The sequence below is a fragment of the Propionivibrio pelophilus DSM 12018 genome, from assembly GCF_059569095.1.
Genome location: NZ_JCANUT010000002.1, coordinates 175359 through 196791, shown reverse-complemented (window position 1 = coordinate 196791; position 21433 = coordinate 175359). Strand labels below are relative to the sequence as shown.

The following is a 21433-nucleotide window of genomic DNA, read 5'->3' as shown; positions in this document are numbered from 1 at the left end:
TTCCATTTCTAAATCACCGGACACTTTGTCGACATCGCCTTGCCGTGCTGCCGCACTGTCTGCGGCTCGTCTTCGCGTCTCCGGCGATTTATAAACGGAATGACATCTTCAGCCGTCCTGACGTAGCTGGGATTCCGCAAACAGCGCCGCGCCGACGATGCCGGCCTGGTTGAGGAAGCTGGCGGCGACGACCGGTGCGCGGACGGTGAATTGCGGGGAAAACTTGTCGAGCTTCTTGCTGACGCCGCCGCCCAGTACGATGAGGTCGGGCCAGAGCAGGTTTTCCATCGTCACGAGGTAGTGGTCGAAACGCTTTCCCCACTCCTTCCATTTCAGTTTCTTGGTCACACGCACCGCTTCCGAGGCGTAACGTTCCGCCTCGAATCCGTTGTCGAGCAGGATGTGGCCCAGTTCGGTATTCGGCATCAGATGGCCGTCGGCGAACAGCGCGGTGCCGAGCCCTGTGCCAATGGTGATGATCAGGACGACGCCCGGCGTTTCGCGACCGGCGCCGAAACGGATCTCGGCCATGCCGGCGACGTCGGCATCGTTGGCGACATGGATCGGGCAGCCCGTCTGCTTGGAAAAGAACTCGGCGATCTGTAGGCCGATGAATGACTTGTCGATGTTCGCCGCCGTACGGGCAACCCCGTGCTGGATGGCCGCCGGAAATCCCATGCCGATGGGACCGGACCAGTTCATCTGCTGAACCAAATCCCGCAGTGTTTTTCCTACTGCGTCTGGCGTCGCCGGACGGGGCGTTTCGATGCGCACGCGTTCGCCAACAAGTTCGCCGGTTGTCGTTTCGACAAGGCCCGCCTTGATTCCGGTGCCGCCAACGTCGATGCCCAAAATTTGCACGTTTTCTCTCCTTCACGTCTTCAACAGGGCAAATCCTATCCTGTATGCTTTGCCAATGATAGAAAGACCTCCGGGAGAAAAAGGAATGCAGGAGAAATTCCAGCCTGTCGATCTCGCCAAGAGTTATCTGCTGCTCAACCACGGCCCCGTCGTGCTGGTGAGTAGCGCGTTCCATGGCCGACGTAACGTGATGGCGGCTTCATGGGTAATGCCGCTCGATTTCGATCCGCCGAAGGTTCTGGCGGTTGTCGATGCCCGCAGTTTCACGAGGGAACTGATCGAGGCGTCCGGCGAGTTCGCCTTGAACCTGCCGTTCAAGCGGATCGCCGACAAGGTTCTGGCAGCAGGAAGCATGTCGGGACGGGACGGCGACAAGTTCGCGCACGCCGGTTTGGCGGCGTTTCCGGCCAGTCGCATCGGCGCGCCGCTGGTGCGGGATTGCGCGGCATGGCTGGAGTGCAAAGTCATCCCCGAGGCACACAACCACAAACGTTACGACCTGTTCATCGCCGAAGTCGTTGCTGCCTGGGCCGATCCGGCCGTGTTTTCCGCCGGGCGCTGGCATTTCCCCGATGCGGCCCGTCGGACGATTCACTACCAGGCTGGCGGCGCGTTCTTTGAGACCGGTCGGGCGTTCGAATGCGCTGACGCCTAGCCGACCGAGTTCAGCTTAGTTCGGCCAGTAGCGCGCCGGTCATGGCTTTCGCTTGCCGCAGGTAACTGCCGCCGAACAGGTTGAGGTGGTTGAGTACGTGGTAGAGGTTGTAGAGCGTCCGGCGTTGCGCGTAGCCGTTCGCCAGCGGCCAGGCCTCGCGGTAGGCGTCGTAGAAGCTGGCAGGAAAGCCGCCGAACAGTTCGGTCATCGCCAGATCGGCTTCCCGGTCGCCGTAGTACACCGCAGGATCGAAAAGCACGAGGCGTCTGTCGGTGTCGCACGCGGCATTGCCTGTCCAGAGGTCACCGTGCAGCAGGCTGGGCTGCGGCTGGTATCCCGAGAAGATGGCCGGCAATCTTTCAGCCAGTTCCGTCCCGTTGTCGATCAACTCGCGGCCGTATCCGTGGCGCTCGGCGAGAGCGAACTGGGGGCGCAGACGTTCACTGGTGAAAAATTCGGACCACGTCGAGTGCAACCGGTTCGTCTGCGGCGTGCTGCCGATGTAGTTGGCGCGATGCCAGCCAAACCGGGCGCCGTTGATCCGGTGCAATGCCGCCAGCGCGCGTCCGCAGGCCTTGCCGTCCGCGCTGCGCAGCGGATGCAGTTCGACATGCTCGAGAACGATGAAGGCGTCAGCGCCGATAGCGCCGGTGCCAATCACCTGCGGCACCCGCAATTCAGGGCACCGGGACAACGCCTGCAGTCCGTCGGCTTCGGCGAGGAACATCTCGAGCGACTCGCTCCTGTTCTGCTTGACGAACCATTTGCCGCGATCTGTTTCTACTACGAAGGCGTGCGAAATCGATCCGCCTCCTGCTTCTTCAAGTCCACGGATCGCGCAACGACGCCCGGTGAATCGATCTATCGCCTCGTTCAGTACTGCGATCAGTTCCTTGTGCATTGTCTTACCTGTTGATTTGTCGGATTTCGCAGGCCATAGTAACTGCAAGGGATGTGGCCATTGCCCACCATACGGCAAGGTGAAGCCAGGAATGGATTATCTCAGCGCACTGGGGCGTGCTTCGTATCAGGGACTACGGTTCTTCCGTGTGTCCCTGCTTGCCTTGTTCTGTGCCCTGCCTGCCTGTGCGCAGGAAAATAGGGGAGGGCAGTCGCTCGATGTCGTCGATTTGCAACTGCGTTGGAAACACCAGTTCCAGTTTGCCGGGTACTACGCTGCGGTGGAGAAGGGGTTCTACCGTGAGGCCGGGATTGATGTCCGCCTGCACGAAGGCGCGCCGGGCAAGGCGCCGGTCGACGAGGTCCTGGCGGGGCGTGCCACGTACGGCACGGCCAACAGCGAGTTGTTGTTCGCCCGTCTGCAGGGTCATCCGCTTGTAGCGCTGGCGGTCATTTTCCAGCATTCCCCATCGGTGCTGCTGGCGCGCGCCGATTCCGGCGTGCGTACGCCGCACGATCTCGTCGGCAGGAAAGTCATGTTCATGGGGGGCAAGCAAGATACGGATTTTCTCGCGATGTTCCAGCGCGAAGGAATCAGCCCGGAAAAGATCGACGTCATTCCGTCGAGCTACGACGTCATGGATCTGGTTTCTGGCCGGGTCGATGCGTTCAATTCGTACCTGACCAACGAGCCGTACTTGCTCAAACAGCTTGGCGTGGAATACGTGGTGATCAATCCCAGTCATTACGGGATCGACTACTACGGGGACGTTCTGTTTACAACAGAAAATGAGATCCGCAAGCACCCCGGTCGCGTGAAGGCGCTGCGCGAGGCGACCTTGCGTGGGTGGCGTTACGCGATGGATCACCCGGACGAAATTATCGACCTCCTGCTGAAAAAATACGCTGTCTCGAAAACGCGAGAACATCTCAGGTTCGAAGCGGTCGCGTCCCGGTCGTTGATTCTTCCCGACCTCGTCGAGATCGGACATATGAATCCCGGGCGCTGGCATGGCATGGTCGATGCGCTGGTGTCGGCCGGAATGATCAATCACGGAACCTCGCTGGAAGGCTTTCTCTACGACCCCGATTCTCATGGCTGGCGAACGCGCCTGCATCAGACCTTGTGGGGGATGGGGTCGGTCATCATCCTGATCCTCGTCGGTGTGGGCTTCATGTTCAATACACTGCGACGTTTGCGCCGGGAGATATCCAAACGGCGGAGCATCGAGGCGCAGTTGCTCAACGCCAATGACCTTCTCAAGCGTACCGGCAGACTGGCCAAGGTCGGCGGTTTTGAACGAAATGTGGTGAACAATACGACGATCCTCTCGGAGGAGGCGGCACGTATCCGTGAACTGCCTGCCGGAGTCGAGATTCCTTTCGATGAGACCATGACTTACTACCCCCCGGAGGAGCGGCCGCAGAGGGCTGCAGAGAATGAGCGGGCGAAGCGCAGTGGCGAATCGTGGGAGCATGAGTCTCTGTTGACCATGCCTTCGGGGAAGAAAACATGGATCTATTGCCGTGGAGAGGCGGTTTTTCGTGACGGAAAAGTCGTCAAGCTGATCGGCGCGATGCAGGATATCACTGACCGCAAAATGGCCGAGTTGGCTTTGATCCGTCGCTCGCGGGAACTGGAAATGCACAACAGTATCCTGCGCCAGATCCATCGGGAAGTTGCCCTGAACGAGGTACTCAATTCCCTGGCCTCCCAGGCTGAGGTGCTCAACCCGGGCATGCTTTGTTCGATCCTGTTGTTCGATACGCCCTCCAGGCGCCTGCGCCACGTGGCGGCACCGAGCCTGCCCGGGCAGTTCGTCCGGGAGATCGACGGTATGCTGGCCAACGACGAAAAGTGTTCGAGTGGCCAAGCAGCAGCGAGCGGCAGGCGGGTGATCGTTGAAGACTTTCGAGCGGGTAGCGAGTGCTCCGCCGCCTACTGCCGGCATGCCGCATCCGCCGGGTTTCAGTCGTGCTGGTCACAACCGATCAAGGGGCATGAGAAACGCGTGCTCGGCGTTTTCGCCATCTACCAGCGGGTGGCGGCACGGCCTGGCGAAGACGATATCCAGCTGCTGGAGAATTGTGCCAACCTCGCTGCGTTGGTCATCGATCATTACCAGGCGGAAGAGAAGATCCGCAACCTGGCGTACTTCGATGCACTGACCCATCTGCCCAACCGGCGCATGCTCGTCGATCGTTTGCGGCTGGCGATGGCCAACAGCCGCCGCAGTGGATGCTATGGCGCGCTGATGTTCCTCGATCTGGATAATTTCAAGCCGCTCAACGACGCGCACGGCCATTTTGTCGGCGACCTGCTTCTTGTCCAGGTGGCGGAACGAATAACCAGTTGCGTTCGCGAGACGGATACGGTTGCGCGCTTTGGCGGCGACGAATTCGTGGTCATGCTTGGCGAACTCGACGAGAACCGCGCCGCGTCGGAGATTCAGGCGCGGGGCGTGGCGGAGAAGATTCGCTGTATCCTCTCCGAGCCGTTCACGCTACGGATCAAGCGAGACGGAGAACCCGAAAAGGTGGTTACGCATCGCTGCACCGCCAGCATCGGCGTAGTGCTGTTCTACAACCACGAAGCCTCGATGGATGACATCATCAAGTGGGCCGACGAGGCGATGTACCACGCCAAGGAGTCGGGGCGCAACGGCATCCGCCTGCAGTCGTCGCAGCACCCCGACCGGGGGCAGCTCAAGGCTTGAGCAGGGCGATCAGTTCTTCCTGGGCACAACGCGGTTTGGCGCGCAGCGCACGTCGCGGGTGATAGCCCCCGTTGGCGTCCATGTCCCATGAATTCTGGTTGTCGGTGAGATAGACCTGCAGCCCCTCGACGATGACGCGGCGCTTGAGCTTCTTGTCGAGGATCGGGAACGCGACCTCGATGCGCCGGAAGAAGTTGCGTTCCATCCAGTCAGCGCTGGAAAGCAGGACCTGTTCGGCCCCGCCGGCATAGAAATAGAACACCCGGTGGTGTTCGAGAAAGCGCCCGACGATCGAGCGCACGCGGATCTTGTCGGAAAGGCCCTTGATGCCGGGGCGCAGGGCGCAGACGCCGCGCACGATCAGGTCGATCCTGACGCCGGCCTGGGATGCCTCGTAGAGCGCATCGATGATCGCCGGTTCAAGCAGCGAGTTCATCTTGGCGATGATGCGCGCACGCTTGCCGGCGCGAGCCGCCTCGGCTTCCGCGCGGATGGCCTCAAGGGTATTGGCGTGCAGCGTGAACGGCGCCTGCCACAGGTGCTTGAGCGACTTGGCCAGGCCCAGGCCTGTCAGCTGCTTGAAAACCTCATTGACGTCCTCGCCGATTTCTTCGTTGCAGGTCAGCAAGCCAAAATCAGTGTAGAGGCGAGCGGTGCGTGGGTGATAGTTGCCGGTGCCCAGGTGCACGTAGCGGCGCAGGGCACTGCCCGAACGATTCTCGTCGCGGCGCACGATCATCAGCATCTTGCTGTGCGTCTTGTAGCCGACCACACCATAAACGACGTGCGCGCCAACCTGCTCGAGTTTGGTGGCCCAGCCGATGTTCGCTTCCTCGTCGAAGCGCGCCATCAGTTCGACCACGACGGTGACTTCCTTGCCGTTCAGCGCCGCCCGCAACAGCGATTGCATCAGGACGGAATCCGTGCCGGTACGATAGACCGTCATCTTGATGGCCACCACATTCGGGTCTGTCGCCGCCTGGTCGATCAGCTCGATGACCGGTGTGAAGCTCTGGTACGGGTGATGCAGCAGGATGTCGCCGGCGCGGATGGACTCGAAAATCGAGCGGTTCTTCTTCAGCGATTTAGGCGAACCGACCTGGAACGGTTTGAATTTCAGATCGGGGCGCTGCACCAGATCGAGAATCTGTATCAGGCGCACCAGATTGGCCGGGCCTGCGACGCAGTAGAGGTCGTTCGTTCCCAGACCGAACTGTTCGAGCAGGAACTGCGTCATGTTCGACGAGCAATTGTCGGTCACCTCCAGACGCACCGCATCGCCGAAATGCCGCTGCGGGAGTTCCCCCTGAATACTCGCGCGCAGGTTCTTGACTTCTTCCTCGTCGACGAACAGGTCGCTGTTGCGCGTGACCCGGAACTGGTAACAGCCGAGCACGTTCATGCCGGAGAAAAGCTCGCCGACGAATTCGTGCAGGACCGAAGACAGGAATACGAAACAGTATTCGCTGGCGCCCAATTCACGGGGCAGACGGATCACCCGTGGAAGAACCCTTGGCGCCTGCACGATCGCCGTGCCGGAACTGCGTCCGAAGGCGTCTTTTCCTTCGAGTTCGACGGCGAAGTTGAGACTTTTGTTGAGCAAGCGGGGGAAGGGGTGTGACGGATCGAGTCCGATCGGCGTCAGGACCGGCATGACTTCCCGGAGGAAATAGCCCTTGATCCACTGCAGTTGTTCCTCGCTCCATTCGCTGCGGCGCAGGAAGACGATGCCCTCCGCGGCCAGTTTCGGCAGGATCTCCTGATTGAACAGGCGGTACTGTTCTTCGACCAAGGCGTGGGCGCATTCGCTGATTTGCTGCAACGCCGCCGCGGCCGACAGCCCGTCCGGTGTTCTTGCCACGGAATTCAGCTTGACCTGCTCCTTCAACCCGGCGACGCGAATCTCGAAGAATTCGTCCAGGTTGCTGCTGAAAATGCAGAGAAAGCGAAGACGCTCGAGCAACGGTGTCGCAGGATTTTTCGCTTGGGCGAGAACCCGGTGATTGAACGCCAGGATTCCTAGTTCCCGGTTCAGGAAATTCCTGACCGGATACGGGGTGGTGTCTGGCGGCTGGTTGGATCTTGCAACCGTTTTTCGTGTGCTCATGGGGGTATCGGATCAGGAATGGCGAATGCTCCCGATTATCCGCCATTACGCGCGTTTTTGTTTGTCGCCGGAGCAGGGCTCCACGTGCGAAATGCGAAGCGGCGAGGCGGCAGACGAGTTGCGTGGTAATCCGTTTGTCACACGATTCGCTTACGCTATCTCGATGGTCATGTACTCCGGTTCCGAACGACTGGTCATCTTCGATGCCGACGGCACGCTTATCGACGCGTTTCACGCCATCGAGCAGACGTTTCTTTCGCACGGTATGGCCATCGGTGATCTCGAGCGTTTTCAGAAGCGGCGCAAACTCCTGAAATATCTTGGCGGTCTGCGCGAATTCCCGAACAACCTGCGTCGGCAGTTCGGCAAGCAACGGCGCAAGCAGCTTCTGGCGACACTGACGGATTTCTACCGGAACGAGGCGATGCTGTATCCGGGCATCAAATCGTTGTTGCACAGGCTGCTTGCCTGCCCCGAAGTCCGCGTCGCGCTGGTGACCCGCAACATCACCGTCGAGCCGGAAATGACGCTGAAACACTTGTTCGCACGCCACGACATCGATCTCGGCCGGTTCGATTACTTCGCCTGTCTGCCGCTGGGGGAAGAGAAAACCGGCGAGATGAAACGGGCGCGCGAACTTTACGCCATCAATCCTGCGCGGGCCTATGCCTGTGGCGATGAATACGGCGACTACCTGGCGGCGATCGGCGCCGGCGTGTACCCGTTCATCGTCGCTTACGGCTTCGAGGACAGGGAGCGGCTGATGCAGAGTTTCGGTGTGCCGCGCGAGGTGATTTCGAGCTCGCCGTCGGAGTTTTCCGACCGCCTGCTCCATGCCTTGGGGTTGCTTGCCTGATACATCGGGCGGGTGCAAAGGTGAAAGCGCGTGCAACATTTCCTTAACGTGGTGCGCGTAAGGTCACGGTAACCGGCAATCGCAACGAGAGGAGTCAGAATCATGGCCCGGATCATTCAGGAAATGGCGGCACGGCTGATGGAAGGCGTCTTCGGGACACCGTACGGCGAATACTTCTTTGGCGAGTGGGTTATTCCCTGGCTGCCCGATGACCTCTGACGAAATGACCGAAATCATGCGAGGAATCCGGCGATGATGGAACTTCCCCGATGGATGAAGCAGGCCGTCAAGGAGCGGGTCATCAGCGAGGCGGAAGCGCGTGAAATCCATGCCATCTGTCTTGGCGCCGATACCGAGATGGTGAGCATGCCAAAACACCTGAACACCGCCTGCGAACGGATTCTGCTGTGGGAACTGGAGGCCGGGACAACGGTGCACTAGCCGAGGGTTCCGTTGACACGGTTGTGCAATGAAAATGTAACTTTCGGCGGGCAATCTGGGCGGTGATTTGTGCCCCGTTCAGCGCCTCTCGTGCCATGTTTTTCTCCAGTACCGTCCGATGACCACAGATTACGCCGCCAATCGCGGAACGCTTTTCAGATATACCGACTGGTGGCCGCCGGTGCTGATCGTTGCGCTGCTGGTCGCGTTCTGGGTAGTCGTCATCCGCCGTACCGGCGACGACGATGTGCGGGCCGTGCGTGCCGCAGAGCTGATCCAGGCGAACGTCGCCCAGACGGTGGTCAATCATACGGAGCAGCTGGTCGAGTGGATCCGGTTGTTCAACAGGATCCTGGCAACCTGCCCGCAGCCGGAGACGGCGCGAGCCGTGGTTAACGCGGCGCTGGGCAGCAATGGGGCTTTCCTGCGCCTGATGCAGTTCGATGCGGACGGGCGTTTGCTGATGTCGATCGGAAAATTGCCCGAGCCGTGGTTACGTCAGGCTGCGATGGGGTTCGCGGTAAGCGTCAAAGGCGATTTTTCCGAGCGGATCGCCGTCGGTGAAGCGCCTGTCGACGAAAAGTCGCAGGGCTGGGTCCTGCCAGTGTTCTATCGGGCGCCCTCGGCCCGGAATTCGCCGCGAGAGTTTATTGCCGTCTTGATCGACAAGGGGGTGTTCCAGCAATTTTTCGGCAACATCGTTCTCGGCCACGGCGGGGAGATTGCGCTGTTTTCCGCGGAGGGAAGGGGGGTGCTTCAGTTGCGCGAGGGGCGTCTCGAACCCGTTTCGCCTCGACTCCCGACGCGGATACTGTCGGTAAAGGAAGCGGACTTCAGGGAAGACAACGGCCTGCTCGTCACTTTCCGGACAGTGCCGATGACCGAACTTTCGGTAGTGGTGAGCCGTCCTCGCAATCAGGTTCTCATGGAAAATCACGCGCGGCAGAGCTCCTACACGGGCTCCGCCCTGCTGCTGACACTGACGATGCTGGTCCTGACGGCGCTGTGGGGCGCTGCGGCTGGTCGGCGGCGCAAGCTGATCCGGAACCTGAAGGAGGCCCTGGCGAACAACGAGCATTTGATCAAGCAGATCGGCAAGGAAAAGGAAGCAGCCTACATCATGGCGACCCACGACAAACTTACCGGTCTTCCCAACCGCATGTTCTTCGCCGACCTTGCCCGGCGCCATGTCGGCCGCGCGAAGCGCCTGCACGGCGGGTTCGCGCTGCTGTTTATCGATCTCGACCGATTCAAGCCGATCAACGACACCTTCGGCCACAAGGCTGGCGACCAACTACTGACAGAGGTAGCCAGTCGCTTGCTCAGTTGCGTTCGGCAGACCGACGTCGTGTCGCGGTTCGGTGGCGACGAATTCGTCGCCCTGATCGGCGACCTGCGCAACAATCATGATGTGTCGGTGATCGCCGAGAAATTCACCGATGTGCTGAGCCAGCCGTACGCGGGAATTGTTCCCGACACCGAATTGCGGGTGACGTCAAGCATCGGTATCGCCTTCTATCCCGACGATGCCGACGAAATCGACGCGCTGATTCGCCAGGCCGACGTGGCGATGTATCACGCCAAGGAACGGGGGCGGGCGAACTACGCGTTTGCCGATCCGTTACTCAATCGGCGGTACGAATTGAGCAACCAGATCGAGGCGGCGTTGCCGGTTGCCATTGAACGTGGCGATATCCGGGTGCATTACCAGCCGAAGGTGTCGTTGGCCGACTTCCGGATTACTGGCCTGGAGGCCTTGGCGCGCTGGGAGCATGCGCAGATGGGCCGGGTTTCGCCGGCAGATTTCATCGCCGTCGCCGAAAAATGCGGCGCCATCATCGAACTCGGCGAGTACGTCCTGCGGGAAGTGTGCCGGCAGCAGCGCGAATGGCTCGATGCGGGGTTGCCGGTGGTCCCTGTCGCGGTCAACGTTTCGCCGCAGCAGATCAGTACGCAAGGATTCTTCCGGCGCGTCGAAAAGATTCTCGTCGAGAGGGACATCGCGCCAGCGCTGATCGAGATGGAAGTTACCGAGACCGGCGTGGTCGAAACGGAAGGCTGCTTCGTGGAAACATTGAACGGACTGGCCGCGCTCGGCATCAGCATCGCCATCGACGATTTCGGTGTCGGCTACTCGGGATTCAGTCATCTGCGCAACCTGCCGGCCCGGCTGCTGAAGATCGATCGTTCATTCGTGAAAAAAATCCGCAACGATCTCACTGACGCGGCCATTGTCAGCACTACCATTTCCCTCGCACACAATCTGCACCTGGAAACGATTGCCGAAGGCGTTGAGACGCCCGAGCAACTTACCCATCTCAAGGCGGCACGATGCGATCAGGCGCAGGGGTTCCTGTTTTCGGCGGCCTGTCCGCCGGCTGAGGCCGGCAAACTCCTCGTGCGCGGAACGCTCCATCCTGACATCCCCGCCGAAGGCAGAAAATGATGATCCAGGCCTGACTCCTCCTGAAGATCTCCACAGTCTGCGGTGCGCCAGTCGCACTGATGCCGGCGGATACGCGGCCGCGCGAAAACCAGGCGGATATCCGCTATCCGATGGCGCCGTAGGGCGACTTCAGCTATTTGTTATCAGAATTGTCGCCGCCGGAAGTGGCTGGCGGAGTAGGTCCGGAATCCGCGACATGCTCTCCGCTGGAAGCAGGCGGGTTGCTTGCATTTCCGGCATTTTCCGATTGCCCCTGCGCTCCCTGGCCCTGACGTTTTGGCCTGCGATGCTGACGCTTTAGCAAGCGTCCTTCCTGACGCCCGTCCTGGCGTCCCTCCTGCGGCATTGGCTGACGCTGCTGATTATTCGTATTGTTGTTTTTGTTCCCTTGTTTCGGGTTGCGGTCTGGCCGCCGCCCTTGCTGTCCTTGCTGCCCCATACCACCACCAGGGCGTTTTTCCCCCTGCCGGTCCTGCGAACGATCATAGTCGCGGTTTCCAGGGGCCGTACGAATCTCGAGCTCGTTCAACTCGTCCCATTCCGCGTCAGTCCGATCACGATCCGGAATGGAGAGCAATTCACGAATCCGACGACGCATTTCGATTGGTTGCATGTCATCCATGTTGTAATTATGAACCACAGTCCCCCCTCCTTCAACCGCCCTGTTTTTGTCGAGCTCGATTCATTGGAGCGACAGAGCCAAAATCGAAAAAATTGCAGGCCGATAATTTGCCATTTTTTTGGCTGGATTGATACGGTAACAATCTTCCGGCAGAGCCGGAGGCATTCAAATGTGAGCCGCTCAAAGCGACAGTTCGGGGTCGCTAACGCGGCCCCGCATTCTTGGCGCCACCGATTCGGTGGCGGCTCATCTCCATAGGCCGAGTTGGTCCAACCGCTCGTCCTCTTGTTCTTGCTTCTTGATGTACTCCCGTACCACCGCCTCATCGCGACCGACTGTCGATACGAAGTACCCTCGTGCCCAGAAATGCTGCCCGACAAAATTGCGTTTGCGCTCCCCATACACCCGTGCCAAATGAATCGCGCTCTTGCCCTTGATGAAGCCAATCACTTGCGACACCGCGTACTTCGGCGGGATCGCAATCATCATGTGCAGATGGTCAGGCATCAGATGCCCTTCCACTATCTCGCTCTCCTGCTGGGCAGCAAGCTTGCGAAACACGTCTCCGAGAGGCTTGCGCAACTCTCCGTACAACGTCCTGCGCCGACGCTTCGGGATGAAGATCACGTGATATTTGCAGTCCCACGCCGTGTGGCTCAAACTTTCAAACTTGTCCATCCGGTTTCTTCCTTTCATGTGCTTGGCGGCTCACGATGGGAAGTTTCTTCGATGGACAACCCCGAATACGTCAAACTTTTACTGCCTCCCCGGCAAAGCCGGGGGAACTCCTTTGGTTGTTAGCACGCCTGTCCCGCTTCGCGTATGCCAGAATGAGGGCGCCTGGCACGCGGCGTGATTCGTTGTATGCGATTGGGTGCCCATCTTCGTCTCCATCCGTTGCCTGGAAAATAACTTGCCGGCAGAACTGGGAATGCCTGTCGCCACAACTGTGAGAAATGCATCAAAACTCACCGTGACTCGAACGGGAGGGGCTTCGTGGCTTCCACAGGTATTACCGACTCCACGCTTGAAGTTTGCTCCCCGCATGCCAACAAGTTGCTTACGGAAACATTACATTGGTGCAAGGGGGAGGATTCTCGATTGGTCGCGTACGCCAGTGACGGCCTGCACACAGCGCCGGGTACTGGTCTTGCTCAAGGTTGCTTTTGTTCTCTCCCGTGGCCGGACCGTTCTTTTGACGATATCAATCCGACTTCACGGCAACGTGTCGCAAAAAAATTGACCGGCATGTTGCCTGCCGGTCGGTTCGCCTGTTTGTTTGTTCAAGATTCCAATTTCCGACGCAGCGTCGTTTGTTTCACTAGCGCGTAGAGTGCAGGAATCACCACCAGCGTGAGGATCGTCGAGGACACCATGCCGCCTACCATCGGTGCGGCGATACGGCGCATTACTTCCGATCCGGTTCCGGCCACCCACATGATCGGCAGCAGGCCGGCCATGGTCGATACAACGGTCATCATCTTCGGACGCACTCGCTCGACGGCGCCTTCCATCACGGCTCCGTAGAGGTCGCCAATCGTCGGTTCGCGGCCTTCGACTCGTCGTTTTTCCTTGATTTCTTCCCAGGCATGATCGAGGTAGATCAGCATCACGACCCCGGTTTCGGCGGCTACACCCGCCAACGCGATGAAGCCGATGGCCACGGCGACACTCATGTTGTACCCGAGCGCCCACATCAGCCAGATGCCGCCGACTAGCGCGAACGGTACGGAGAGCATGACGATCAGCGTTTCCGTTATGCGCCGGAAGTTGAGATAAAGCAGCAGGAAGATGATCAGCAGCGTCACCGGCACGACGACCTTCATTTTCTCGATGGCGCGCTCCATATTCTCGAATTGTCCGCTCCACGTCGCGTAGTAGCCGGGCGGGAATTCCACATTGTCGGCGACGGCCTTGCGGGCTTCGGCGACGTAGCTGCCGATGTCGCGCTCGCGGATGTCGACATAAATGTAGGCCGAGAGCAAGGCGTTTTCGGTACGTATGGCCGGCGCGCCCTTGGCGACCTCAACTTTGGCGAGTTGGCCGAGCGGCACCATGGCGGTGCCGCCCATCGACGTCATGGTCGGCACCAGCACTTCGCGGGCGATCTGCTGCGGGTCGGCGCGCAGTTCGCGCGGATAGCGCACCGTCACGCCGTAGCGTTCGCGGCCCTCGACGGTCGTGGTGACCATCTCGCCACCAAGCGCGCCGGCAATGACGTCCTGCACTTCGCCGACCGACAGGCCGTAGCGCGCCAGTTGCGCGCGATCAGGCTCGATATTGAGGTAGAAGCCGCCGGTGATGCGCTCGGCGAAGGCGCTCGACGTCCCCGGGACATTCTTGACCACGGTTTCGATCTGGCGGGCCAGCTTCTCCATTTGGTCGAGATCGTTGCCAAAGACCTTGATGCCGATCGGCGTGCGGATGCCGGTGGAGAGCATGTCGATGCGCGCCTTGATCGGCATCGTCCAGGAGTTGGAAATGCCGGGGAACTGCAGCGCCTTGTCCATCTCGGCGATCAGCTTGTCGATGTCCATGCCGGCACGCCATTCGGTTTCCGGCTTGAGGTTGATCACCGTCTCGAACATCTCGGTCGGCGCCGGGTCGGTGGCGGTGTTGGCGCGCCCCGCCTTGCCGTAGACCGATGCGACTTCCGGGAAGCTCTTGATGATCTTGTTCTGTGTCTGCAACACCTCGGCGGCCTTGGTGATCGACATGCCGGGCAGCGAGGCGGGCATGTAGAACAGCGTGCCTTCGTTGAGCGTCGGCATGAACTCGGAGCCGAGCTTCGACGCAGGGTAGTAGGAGGCAAAGAAGGCCAGCAGTGCGATGGCGATGGTCGTCTTCTTCCAGCGCATCACGCCGGCGATGACCGGGCGGTAGATCCAGATCAGGAAGCGATTCACCGGGTTTTTTCCCTCCGCGATGATCTTGCCGCGCACGAACAGGACCATCAGCACCGGCACCAGCGTCACGGAGAGAATCGCCGCGGCGGCCATCGACAGCGTCTTGGTCCACGCGAGCGGCGAGAACAGGCGGCCTTCCTGGCCTTCCAGCGCGAAGACCGGCAGGAACGACACCGTAACGATGAGCAGGGAGAAGAACAGTGACGGGCCGACCTCCATGCAGGCGGTGATCAGGGCATTCAGCCGAGCCGTCGGTGTGTGATCCGGTGGTAGTTCCTCGAGATGCTTGTGCGCGTTCTCGATCATCACCACGGAGGCGTCGACCATCGCGCCGATGGCGATGGCGATGCCGCCCAGGCTCATCAGATTGGAACTCATGCCCAGCCAGCGCATGGCGATGAAAGACATCAGGATGGCGACCGGCAGCATCACGACGGCGACCAGTGCGCTGCGCAGGTGCAGCAGGAAGACGAAGCAGACGGCGGCGACGATCAGCAATTCCTCGACCAGCGTGTTCTTCAGCGTGTCGATGGCGCGCTGGATCAGCTCGGAACGGTCGTAAACCGGCTCGATGGTGACACCTTCCGGCAGGCCGGGGGCGATTTCTGCCACCTTTTCCTTCAGGTTGTGGATCACTTCCAGCGCGTTTTCACCGTAGCGGGCCATGGCGATGCCGGAGACGACTTCACCTTCGCCGTTCAGTTCGGTGATGCCGCGCCGCTCGTCCGGGACGATCTCGACGCGGGCGATGTCGCGGATGAGTACTGGCGTACCCTTGTCGGCCTTCACCACCAGTTGCTCGATGTCGCTGATGCCGCGGAGGTAGCCTTTGCCGCGCACCATGTATTCGGTTTCGGCCATTTCCACGGCGCGGCCGCCGACGTCGCGGTTCGAATCGCGGATCACCTGGCCGACCTTCATCAGCGGGATGCCGTAGGAACGCAGCTTTACTGGATCGACGGTGACCTGGTAGGTCTGCACGAAGCCGCCGATCGAGGCGACTTCCGAAACGCCGTGCGCCTTGGTCAGCTGATAGCGGACGAACCAGTCCTGGATCGAGCGCAATTCGGCGAGCGTCTTGTCCTTGGCCAGCAGCGCGTATTGATAGACCCAGCCGACCCCCGAGGCATCCGGCCCGATCTGTGGCGTCACGCCTTTCGGCAGGCGACTGGCGGCGAAGTTGAGGTATTCGAGGACTCGCGAACGCGCCCAGTAGATGTCGGTACCGTCCTCGAAAATGACGTAGACGAAGGAGGCGCCGAAGAACGAGAAGCCGCGTACGACCTTCGACTTCGGCACCGACAACATGGATGTAGTCAGCGGATAGGTGATCTGGTCTTCAACGACCTGGGGTGCCTGGCCGGGGGCCTCCGTGTAAACGATGACCTGCACGTCGGAGAGGTCGGGCAGGGCGTCGATCGGCGTGCGCAGTACGGCCAGGATGCCGGCGGCGATGATGAACAGCGTCACCAGCAGGACGAGGAAGCGGTTGCGGGCGGACCAGTCGATGAGCTTGTTGAGCATGTAATTTTGGCTTCCGTGTGTATTCGGTCATTCCGGCGCAGGCCGGAATCCAGGAACCCACGTTCCCGGAGCACCTCCTGGATCCCGGCCTGCACCGGGATGACGCTTTTTTCTCAGTGATTATGCAAGGCCGCCGGCTTGAGCGCCGTAATCACCCATTCGCCCTGGCCGCGTTCGACGAACTCAAAATCGATGGCTGCACCCGGTTTGAGGCCGCTTAGAAGTGCCTCGTTGGCAAACTTGAACTCCATGGTCATGCCGGGCCACTTGAGACTTTCCACCGGCCCGTGTTCGATGCTGGCGGTACCTGCTTTGGCATCGATGTCGTCGATTCGCCCGTTTGCCTTGTGGCCGACCGTCGCGCTTGTCGGCGCCTTGGTGCCTGCTCCCTCAGCGCCCAGACCGCCGAGCGCTGCCTTGAGGTTGCTCTCCGCGTCGATCAGGAAGTTGGCCGCAACGACCACCTGCTCGCCGTCCTTGATGCCTTCGAGGATCTCCACATGCGCTTCGCTGCGCGCACCCAGTTTCACCTCCCGCGGCGCAAAGCGGCCTTCGCCTTGCTGCACCAGGACGACCTGCCGCGTGCCGCTGTCGATTACCGCCGAGAGCGGCACGGTCACCACCGAACCTTTCGCCGCGACTGGCAATTCGACCTGCGCGAACATGGCCGGCTTCAAGAGCAGGCCGGGGTTAGCCAGTTCGACGCGCACAGGCACAGTGCGCGTATCGGCGTTGAGCGTCGGGTAGACGTACCCGATCCGTCCCTCGAACAGCTTGTCCGGGTAGGCGTTGATGCGCACCTTCGCGCTCGCGCCGGTCTTGACGAGTCCGATATCCTGCTCGAAGACGTCGGCGATGACCCACACCGCCGACAGATCAGCGATCTGGTACAAGGCTTCGCCGGGCATGAAGCGCATACCCTGCAGCGCCTTTTTCTCGGTGACGATGCCGGATACCGGCGAGCGGAATGTCAGCGTGCGCTTCGTTTCGCCCGACTGCGCCAGCGCCTTGACCTGGGCTTCGGAGATGTCCCAGTTCTTCAGCCGCGCAAGGCTCGATTCGGCCAGCTGCTTCATCCCGGCCTGCGCCATGGCATCCGCCCCTTTCAGGGATTCGACACCCTGTGCGGCGATGGCGTACTCGCGCTGTGCCGACACCAGTTCAGGACTGTAGACTTCGAAAAGTGGTTGCCCCCTGCCGACTGGTTGGCCAGTGATGTTGACATGCAGGCGTTCGACGTAGCCCTCGAATTTCGGCGATACGGCGTAGAGGCGCCGCTCGTCCGGTTCCACACGGCCCGCTGCGCGGACCACGCGGTCCAGAACACGTAACTGCGCGCCTTCGGTACGTACGCCGAGTCTCTGGACCTTGTCGGTGCTGACCTTGATCGTGCCGGCGGTGTCGCTTTCCTCCGTGTCTTCGCCTTCGTAGACCGGGATGTAGTCCATTCCCATCGGGTCTTTCTTCGGGACCGGCGAGGTGTCGGGCAGCCCCATCGGATTACGGTAGTAGAGAAGCTTGCGTTCCTTCTTCCCGCTATCGGCTGCAGGGGCCGTGGCAGCAATCACGTCGCCATGAGACTGGTCCTTGCTTCCCAGCCAGTAACCGCCACCCGCCGCGCCGAGGGCGACAACGAGGATTCCAATGGCCGTCGAGGGGCCTTTGCTCATCCCACGGGGATTCCCGTTGGTCATAGTTCTTCTCCCAGGAGTCTTTCGATTTCAGCGAGGCGGACATGCGCCTCGGCCTGCGCCTTGATCTGGCTCAGGCGGGCCTTACGAATCTGCTGCTGTGCTTCGAGCAGCATGGCGAAATTGGCAGCACCATTCTCATAGCCGGCCAGCGCGGACTGGAACGTCAGCTCTGCCTGCGGTCGCAGGCTGCCTTCCACCAGTTGCTCGGTGCGGCGGGCCGCGTCGATGCCGGAAAGGTTCTCGGCGAGTTCCGAGAGTACGGTGTTGGCCGTCGCCTCCTTGCGCGCGCGGGCGGCGGCGAGCATGGATTCCGATTCGCGCTCCATGGCCCGGCGCGAGGACTGCTGCAGAGGAATATTTACCTCAACCATCAACTGCCATTCCTTGATGGAGCTTTGATACTGCACCGGCGTCACGCCCAGCATGAAATCGGGGTAACGCTCCTTGTACGTGAGATCGCGCTTTTTCTCAGCGGCGCGGATCGCCGCATCATCGGCGAAAAGGCGCGGATTGCGGGCACGCACCCGGTCTTCGAGTGTGACGTAGTCAAGCTTGGCTGGCGTCGGCAGGTCGGGCAGTCCCTCGGGAACCGCGAGCGGCGCACCGGCAGGACGCCCGAGCAACATGTTGATGCGGGCGCGAAGCATGGTGCTTTCGTTCTCCAGCATGATCAGCTCGTTACGCATGCCGGTCTGCTCCACCTGGGCACGGATCACGTCCTGTTGCATGGACAGGCCACTGGCGTAACGAACCTGGGCGACCTTTTCCAGCCGTACCATCAGGTCGAGGAGTTCGCGAGTAATTTGCTCGTTTCGCTGCAGGAAATACCACTGCGCGTGGCCGGCCTTCAGCCGCGCGGCGATTTCCGCCCACGCGCCGCGGGCGCGCCCCGTGGCGCCGTCGGCCTCGAATCCCGCGATTTCGCGCTTGAGATCACGCTTGCCGTACCACGGAAGTTCCTGCGTGATCGTGTATTTGGTGCTACCGACGCGGCTGGGTGAGAGCGTGGCGTTTTGTTCCCCCATGCGGGTGAGATCCATCAGCTCGATCCGGAAGCGTGGGTCGGGCAGGGCGCCGGCCGGTGTTACCCGTTCGCCGGCCGCATCGGCTTCATGCCGCATCGACGCGAACTCGGGGTTATTCTGCGCCGCGTAGTCGAGCAGGCTGGCGGCCGTAGAGCCGATCGGCACTTCCTGCGCAAGGGCTGCAGGTGCCGACAGGAGCGCGAGCACCACGGCCATTGTCCGCACGGAAAAAGGTGTTGGCATGCGTATCTCCGATTGCCAGGAATCGTTCGTCCTGGGGGTTTTTTTGCGCAGATACTATTTGGCCCGTTCGAACTGCACCACGGTAATAGCGCCATTTACGTTGTCAGCGAGGAAGCGGATCTTGTCGCCTTCCTTCAGCTGATCGAGCCAAGCCGCGTCCTTCACGCGAAAGACCATGGTCATCGGCATATCCATTCCGAGGTTGGTGAGCGGGCCATGGGCCAGGGTGACCTTGCCGGCAGCCTTGTCGATCTTCTTCACTTGACCGTCGACCATCTTCGCCTCTCCTGCAACAGTGGAATGCGAGGACATGGCGCCGTGGCTGCCGTGATCGTTGGCGGCCATTGCAGCCATAGGGGGGATAGCAGCGAGAGCGACGAGTAGGGATGCAATTGTGGTTTTCATGCGTTTCTCTCGGAAAGGTCAGTGTTTGGCGAAGACTTGGGTGCTGCCGTCGTTCTTGACAAGCAACGTTTCATAGGAAGGGGAGTTCGGGACGTCCATGCCCGGGGAACCTGGCGGCATTCCGGGGACTGCGAGCCCGAGCGCCTTCGGCTTTTCCTTGAGCATTCGCTTGATGTCTTCAGCCGGCACATGCCCTTCAAGGAGGTAGTTGCCAATTTTTGCCGTGTGGCACGAACCGAGCTTCTCGGGCATGCCCAGTTTCTTGCGCGTACCCGGAACGTCATCGACCTCATGGGTCTTGACGGTGAAGCCGGCCTTGGTGACGTGTTCGACCCATTTGCCACAGCAGCCGCAGTAGGGGCTCTTGTAGATGTCTATTGTTTGCTGCGCCTGTTGTGCCAGCGCACCGCCGGAACCGAGAGTCAGTAGGGTGAGCAGGATGGGTAACTTCGGTGTCATTGGAGAACCTCCTTGAATTGGGTAGTGGCAGTATGAAGAGACGAACCCGACGGGAAACTGACTTGAGAATTACATTTCTGTAATGTTTCCCGGCTGCAGTGGCATGGCCTGGATAGCAAGACGGCCCTCTGGAGGGCCGTCAGGAGGGGGTTATTGGGAAATGTATTTCAGCGAGTCGAGTCTCGCGACCTCGTCGCCGTGCATGACGATCTTCCGGCCATCCTTGGCTTCCATGGTTTCTCCGGGGAGCATGCGTGTTACCCGGCCGAACTTCGATTCCATGGCCATCTTGCCGTCCTCGAAGACGTACACCGACGAACCATCCTTCAGTTCAATAATCTGCGTTGGCGCGGCACCAGGGGTGAAGTCGGCGAAAGCATGTGCATTCGTCGCCACAATACCGACGAGGCTGAGGGCGGCGATCAGGGCAGATTTGGTAAAGCTCGTTTTCATCGTTTCTCCTTGAAAGGTCAGTTGTTCGCGCCAGACGGAGAGTCGTCAGACGGTGATGCCATCTTAAGAACCCGATCCCGACAGGACGGTGACGGAGAAATTACGTTTCAGTCAGGTTGCCGTGCGGGTTGGGAAAACGCCACCGGCGTCCCGGCATGGCCGGAGCGCCCGTGGCGTGGAGTTCGGTAGAGGCGATCGGTAACGGTTGTCGGAGAGTGCAGAGCAGTACTTCGTTACTTGGCCAATTGAATGTCCGTCACGACCAGCTTTCCGCCCTCGTCCACGGCCATGAAGCGAATCTTGTCACCGGCTTTAACCTTGTCGAGCAATGTCTTGTCCTTGGCCGTAAAAACCATGCTCATCGGCGGCATGTCCAGGTTCTTGATCGGCCCGTGCTTGATGGTGATCTTGCCTGCCTCCTTGTCGATCTTGCGGACCTCTCCGTCGCTCAGTACATGCGCCTCGGTCATCGGCATCGTGCCGTGATTCATGGTGCTCTGGGCGAGACTGACCTGCGACATCAGTGCGGTGGCGCCGAGCAAGGCTGTAGCTGCAAATCGAATAATTTTCTTCATCGTCGTCTCCTCGGTTGTCATTTGCCCTTGTTCTTGGTGTTCGCCGCCAGAACCCGGATCTTGCCCACCATCCCAGCCTCGTAATGACCCGGCAGCAGACAGGCGAAGTCGAATTCGCCACTCCGGTTGAAGGCCCACACGATTTCCCCTTGTTTGGCAGGAGCTACGTGGGCCATGTACGGCTCGTCGTGTTCCATGCCGGGGAACTTCTTCATCAGTGCGGCGTGCGCGTCGAGTTCGTTTTTCGTGCCGAGGACGAACTCGTGCATCGCCGCGCCGTTGTTCCTGTGAATGAATCGGACGGTTTCACCCTGCCTGACTTCGATGCGGCTCGGCGTAAAACGCATGTCGTCGGTCATCAGGATCTCGATGGTGCGCCCGGCGGCTTTTGCGTTACCGGCAATGCCCCAGGGTTTTTGCTCGAATTTTGCTTGGCGACTTGTGGGATGCTCCGCGTCACCATGCGCAATGGCCAGAGACGAAGACGCGAGCAAGCCGGCGAGGACCAGTGATTTTGATAGATGCATCGGGACAGTCTCCGTGT

General features: G+C 60.4%; 18 protein-coding genes. 5 read left to right on the top strand and 13 right to left on the bottom strand.

Annotation, left to right across the window (positions count from 1 at the left end; translation table 11 throughout):
• Positions 1-108: 108 nt before the first annotated feature.
• Positions 109-861 carry a polyphosphate--glucose phosphotransferase gene (gene ppgK / locus BO74_RS02240; RefSeq protein ID WP_496439686.1) on the bottom strand — a complete coding sequence of 251 codons (753 nt, stop codon included), beginning with the start codon at positions 859-861 and terminating at the stop codon, positions 109-111.
• Between the two features lie 85 nt (positions 862-946).
• Between ppgK and BO74_RS02235 the strand changes: the two genes are divergently transcribed.
• A complete protein-coding gene (locus BO74_RS02235; RefSeq protein WP_496439685.1) occupies positions 947-1516 on the top strand; it encodes a flavin reductase family protein in 570 nt (189 codons plus the stop codon).
• A 10-nt stretch (positions 1517-1526) separates the two neighbouring features.
• On the opposite strand, the gene BO74_RS02230 is transcribed toward BO74_RS02235, so the two are convergent.
• Complete coding sequence (locus BO74_RS02230; protein ID WP_496439684.1) at positions 1527-2417, bottom strand: fructosamine kinase family protein; 891 nt, start codon at positions 2415-2417, stop codon at positions 1527-1529.
• 91 nt (positions 2418-2508) lie between these two features.
• Here BO74_RS02230 and BO74_RS02225 point away from each other — a divergent pair, with 91 nt between their 5' ends.
• Positions 2509-5133 carry an ABC transporter substrate-binding protein gene (locus BO74_RS02225; RefSeq protein ID WP_496439683.1) on the top strand — a complete coding sequence of 875 codons (2625 nt, stop codon included), beginning with the start codon at positions 2509-2511 and terminating at the stop codon, positions 5131-5133.
• Here BO74_RS02225 and ppk1 read toward each other — a convergent pair.
• Positions 5123-7240 carry a polyphosphate kinase 1 gene (gene ppk1 / locus BO74_RS02220; RefSeq protein ID WP_496439682.1) on the bottom strand — a complete coding sequence of 706 codons (2118 nt, stop codon included), beginning with the start codon at positions 7238-7240 and terminating at the stop codon, positions 5123-5125. The two genes, BO74_RS02225 and ppk1, sit on opposite strands and share 11 nt — an antisense overlap.
• A 25-nt stretch (positions 7241-7265) precedes the next feature.
• On the opposite strand from ppk1, the gene BO74_RS02215 reads away from it, so the two are divergent.
• The 3 genes from BO74_RS02215 (at position 7266) to BO74_RS02205 (ending at position 10983) form a co-directional block, all read left to right on the top strand.
• Positions 7266-8096, top strand: a complete 831-nt coding sequence (locus tag BO74_RS02215) for an HAD family hydrolase (RefSeq protein ID WP_496439681.1) — start codon at positions 7266-7268, stop codon at positions 8094-8096.
• A 252-nt stretch (positions 8097-8348) separates the two neighbouring features.
• Positions 8349-8537, top strand: coding sequence for a hypothetical protein (locus tag BO74_RS02210; RefSeq protein ID WP_496439680.1), 189 nt, complete (start codon positions 8349-8351; stop codon positions 8535-8537).
• 118 nt (positions 8538-8655) lie between these two features.
• Positions 8656-10983 (top strand): putative bifunctional diguanylate cyclase/phosphodiesterase, encoded by a 2328-nt coding sequence (locus tag BO74_RS02205; RefSeq protein ID WP_496439679.1) that lies wholly within the window; start codon positions 8656-8658, stop codon positions 10981-10983.
• A 133-nt stretch (positions 10984-11116) separates the two neighbouring features.
• Here the strand turns inward: BO74_RS02205 and BO74_RS02200 are convergent, their stop codons facing one another.
• From BO74_RS02200 to BO74_RS02155, 10 genes are all read right to left on the bottom strand, one after another.
• Entirely contained in the window at positions 11117-11623 is a 507-nt protein-coding gene (locus tag BO74_RS02200) for a hypothetical protein (RefSeq protein WP_496439678.1), read from the bottom strand.
• Positions 11624-11851: 228 nt separating this feature from the next.
• Positions 11852-12283: an IS200/IS605 family transposase gene (gene tnpA / locus BO74_RS02195; RefSeq protein ID WP_496439677.1), complete on the bottom strand. Its 432-nt coding sequence runs from the start codon at positions 12281-12283 to the stop codon at positions 11852-11854.
• 605 nt (positions 12284-12888) lie between these two features.
• Complete coding sequence (locus tag BO74_RS02190) at positions 12889-16035, bottom strand: efflux RND transporter permease subunit (protein ID WP_496439676.1); 3147 nt, start codon at positions 16033-16035, stop codon at positions 12889-12891.
• A gap of 113 nt (positions 16036-16148) precedes the next feature.
• Positions 16149-17705 (bottom strand): efflux RND transporter periplasmic adaptor subunit, encoded by a 1557-nt coding sequence (locus tag BO74_RS02185; RefSeq protein ID WP_496439675.1) that lies wholly within the window; start codon positions 17703-17705, stop codon positions 16149-16151.
• 20 nt (positions 17706-17725) lie between these two features.
• Positions 17726-18997: a TolC family protein gene (locus BO74_RS02180; RefSeq protein WP_496439674.1), complete on the bottom strand. Its 1272-nt coding sequence runs from the start codon at positions 18995-18997 to the stop codon at positions 17726-17728.
• Positions 18998-19051: 54 nt separating this feature from the next.
• Positions 19052-19402 (bottom strand): copper-binding protein, encoded by a 351-nt coding sequence (locus tag BO74_RS02175; RefSeq protein WP_496439673.1) that lies wholly within the window; start codon positions 19400-19402, stop codon positions 19052-19054.
• Between the two features lie 18 nt (positions 19403-19420).
• Complete coding sequence (locus BO74_RS02170; protein ID WP_496439672.1) at positions 19421-19861, bottom strand: DUF411 domain-containing protein; 441 nt, start codon at positions 19859-19861, stop codon at positions 19421-19423.
• 150 nt (positions 19862-20011) lie between these two features.
• Positions 20012-20314 carry a CopK family periplasmic copper-binding protein gene (locus BO74_RS02165; protein ID WP_496439671.1) on the bottom strand — a complete coding sequence of 101 codons (303 nt, stop codon included), beginning with the start codon at positions 20312-20314 and terminating at the stop codon, positions 20012-20014.
• A gap of 233 nt (positions 20315-20547) precedes the next feature.
• On the bottom strand, positions 20548-20889 hold the full coding sequence (locus BO74_RS02160; protein ID WP_496439670.1) for a copper-binding protein: 342 nt from the start codon (positions 20887-20889) through the stop codon (positions 20548-20550).
• Positions 20890-20906: 17 nt separating this feature from the next.
• On the bottom strand, positions 20907-21416 hold the full coding sequence (locus BO74_RS02155) for a cupredoxin domain-containing protein (RefSeq protein ID WP_496439669.1): 510 nt from the start codon (positions 21414-21416) through the stop codon (positions 20907-20909).
• Between the last annotated feature and the right edge of the window lie 17 nt (positions 21417-21433).